The sequence below is a fragment of the uncultured Amaricoccus sp. genome, from assembly GCF_937858865.1.
In the GTDB taxonomy this organism is placed as follows: Bacteria; Pseudomonadota; Alphaproteobacteria; order Rhodobacterales; family Rhodobacteraceae; genus Amaricoccus.
This window is the reverse complement of record NZ_CALLYO010000068.1, coordinates 1-2,801: the sequence shown is the minus strand read 5'-3', so window position 1 is coordinate 2,801 and position 2,801 is coordinate 1. Positions and strand designations below refer to the sequence as shown.

The window sequence follows — 2,801 nt, the reverse complement described above, 5'->3', positions numbered from 1 at the left end:
TGAGCGTGCAGATGACCGAGGAGGGGACGCGCTTCATCGAGGGCGTCTGGGCGATCTTCGGCCACGGCAATGTCGCCGGCATCGGCGAGGCGCTGCACGGCATCGGCGAGGCGCTGCCCACCTGGCGCGGCCAGAACGAGCAGACGATGGCGCACGCGGCGATCGCCTACGCCAAGACGATGCGCCGCCGCCGGGCACACGCCGTCACCTCCTCGATCGGCCCGGGCTCGACCAACATGGTGACGGCGGCGGCGCTCGCGCACGTCAACCGCCTGCCGGTGCTCTTCGTCTGCGGCGACGTCTTCGCGAACCGCCGTCCCGACCCGGTCCTGCAGCAGATCGAGGACTTCGACGACGGCACGGTCTCGGCCAACGACTGCTTCCGGCCCGTCACCCGCTACTTCGACCGCATCACCCGCCCCGAGCACCTGATGACGGCACTCCCCCGGGCGCTGCGCACCATGACCGACCCGGCCGACTGCGGCCCGGTCTGCCTCGCCTTCTGCCAGGACGTGCAGGCCGAGGCCTTCGACTACCCGGAGAGCTTCTTCGCGCCCCGCGTCTGGCGCATCCGCCGCCCCGAGCCCGACCCGGTCGAGGTCGCGGCCGTCGTCGCCGCGATCCGGGCGGCGAAGGCCCCGGTCATCGTCTCCGGCGGCGGCGTGCTCTACTCGGGCGCCGAGGAGCTCGTCGCCGACTTCGCGGCACGCCGCAACATCCCGCTCCTCGAGACCCAGGCCGGCAAGGGCGCCACCAGCTGGGAGCACCCGATGAACTTCGGCTCGCCCGGCGTCACCGGCTCGACCTGCGGCAACGCCGCCTGCGAAGCGGCCGACCTCGTCATCGGCATCGGCACCCGCTTCCAGGACTTCACCACCGGCTCCTGGACGGTCTTCGCCAACCCCGACCGCCGCCTCGTCTCGATCAACGTCCACGGCTACGACGCCCTGAAGCACGGCGCCCTCGGCGTCGTCGGCGACGCCAGGGTCACGCTCGAGAAGATCGACGCCGCCCTCGGCGACACCCGCTTCGCCGCCGCCGACGCGAAGGCCCGCACCGACTGGCACGCCGCCGTCGCCAAGGTCACCGCGGCGCCGGCGAAGGACGCGAACAAGCTCCCCTCCGACGCCCAGGTGATCGGCGCCGTCCAGCGCACCGCCACCGGGAACACCGTCGCCATGTGCGCCGCCGGCACCATGCCCGGCGCGCTGCAGGTGCTCTGGCAGGCGGCGCAGGGCGGCTACCACATGGAGTACGGCTATTCCTGCATGGGCTACGAGATCGCCGGCGCCATGGGCATCAAGCTCGCCGCCCCCGACAGGGACGTGGTCTGCTTCGTCGGCGACGGCAGCTACATGATGGCCAACTCCGAGCTCGCCACCGCGGTGATGCGACGCATTCCCTTCACCGTCGTGCTGACCGACAACCGCGGCTACGGCTGCATCAACCGCCTGCAGCAGGAGTGCGGCGGCGCCGAGTTCAACAACATGTACAAGGACGCGGCCGTCGCGGCGCAGCCCGAGATCGACTTCGTCGCCCATGCCGCCTCGATGGGCGCCCACGCCGAGAAGGCGACGGGCATCGCCGACCTCGAGGCGCGGATCGTCGCCGCCCGCGGCCGCGACATCCCCACCGTCATCGTCATCGACACCGAGGCCGTCTCCGGCACCGGCGCCGGCGGCCACTGGTGGGACGTCGCCGTGCCTGAGGTCGGCGGCCCCGAGCGCCTCGAGAAGGCCCGCGAACGCTACCACGCCAACACCCGCCTCCAGCGCGTCTTCAACTGAGAGAGCACGCCATGATCCTCTACGGAACCAACCCCATCGCCTGGTCGAACGACGACGACACGAGCATCGGCGATCACCTGAGCCTCGAGGACTGCCTCTCCGACTGCCAGAAGATCGGCTTCGACGGCATCGAGAAGGGCCACAAGATGCCCGACGACGGCAGGGCGCTGAAGGCCAGGCTCGGCGAGTACGGCCTGCGCTTCGCCGCCGGCTGGCACTCGACGAACATCCTCGTCAACGACATCGACACCGAGAAGCGTGCGCTCAAGGCCTGGATCGAGTTCACGAAGGCCGCCGGCGGCGACCATATCAACGCCTGCGAGTGCTCGAACACCGTCCACGGCAACGACAAGGTCGCGGTGAACGACCGCCCGATCATGACCGACGCCGAGTGGGAGCGCTTCTCGAAAGGCTACGAGGAGCTGTCACGCTTCGCCGCCGACGCGGGCGTGAAGATGGGCTACCACCACCACATGGGCACGATCATCGAGTCCGCCGCCGACATCGACCGCTTCATGGCGATGGCCGGCCCGCACACCCGGCTCCTCCTCGACACCGGCCACTGCGCCTTCGGCGGCGCCGACCCCGCCGAGGTCGCCGGGAAGTACATGGACCGCGTCACCCACATCCACGCCAAGAACGTCCGTCCCGAAATCATGAGGGAGGTCCGCGACCGGAACCTCTCCTTCCTCGAAGGCGTGCGCCGCGGCGCCTTCACCGTCCCGGGCGACCCCGAGGGCTGCGTCGCCTTCGAGCCGGTGCTGAAGATCGCCGCCGACCACGGCTACGCCGGCTGGCTGGTGATCGAGGCCGAGCAGGACAGCGCGGTGCGGAACCCCTTCCAGTACCAGAAGATGGGGCTGACGGCGCTCAGGGCGATGGCGCGCGAGGTCGGCCTCGACAGGAGCGACGCGCCACGGGTGACGGCCTGAGCCGATGAAGCCGCTCGACCCGGCGGATTCGAGATCATGACCGGCAACCCGATCCGGGCCATCCCGTTCGGCGCCGCCGGAG

2 protein-coding genes are annotated in these 2,801 nt (G+C 70.6%); both read left to right on the top strand.

Annotation, left to right across the window (positions count from 1 at the left end; all coding sequences use genetic code 11):
* Nucleotides 1-1,787: 3D-(3,5/4)-trihydroxycyclohexane-1,2-dione acylhydrolase (decyclizing) (gene iolD / locus Q0112_RS01775; RefSeq protein WP_297970586.1), on the top strand; the 1,787-nt coding region annotated here is incomplete at its 5' end.
* Between the two features lie 11 nt (nt 1,788-1,798).
* Nucleotides 1,799-2,719 (top strand): myo-inosose-2 dehydratase, encoded by a 921-nt coding sequence (gene iolE, locus Q0112_RS01770; RefSeq protein WP_297970584.1) that lies wholly within the window; start codon nt 1,799-1,801, stop codon nt 2,717-2,719.
* Nucleotides 2,720-2,801 lie beyond the last annotated feature (82 nt).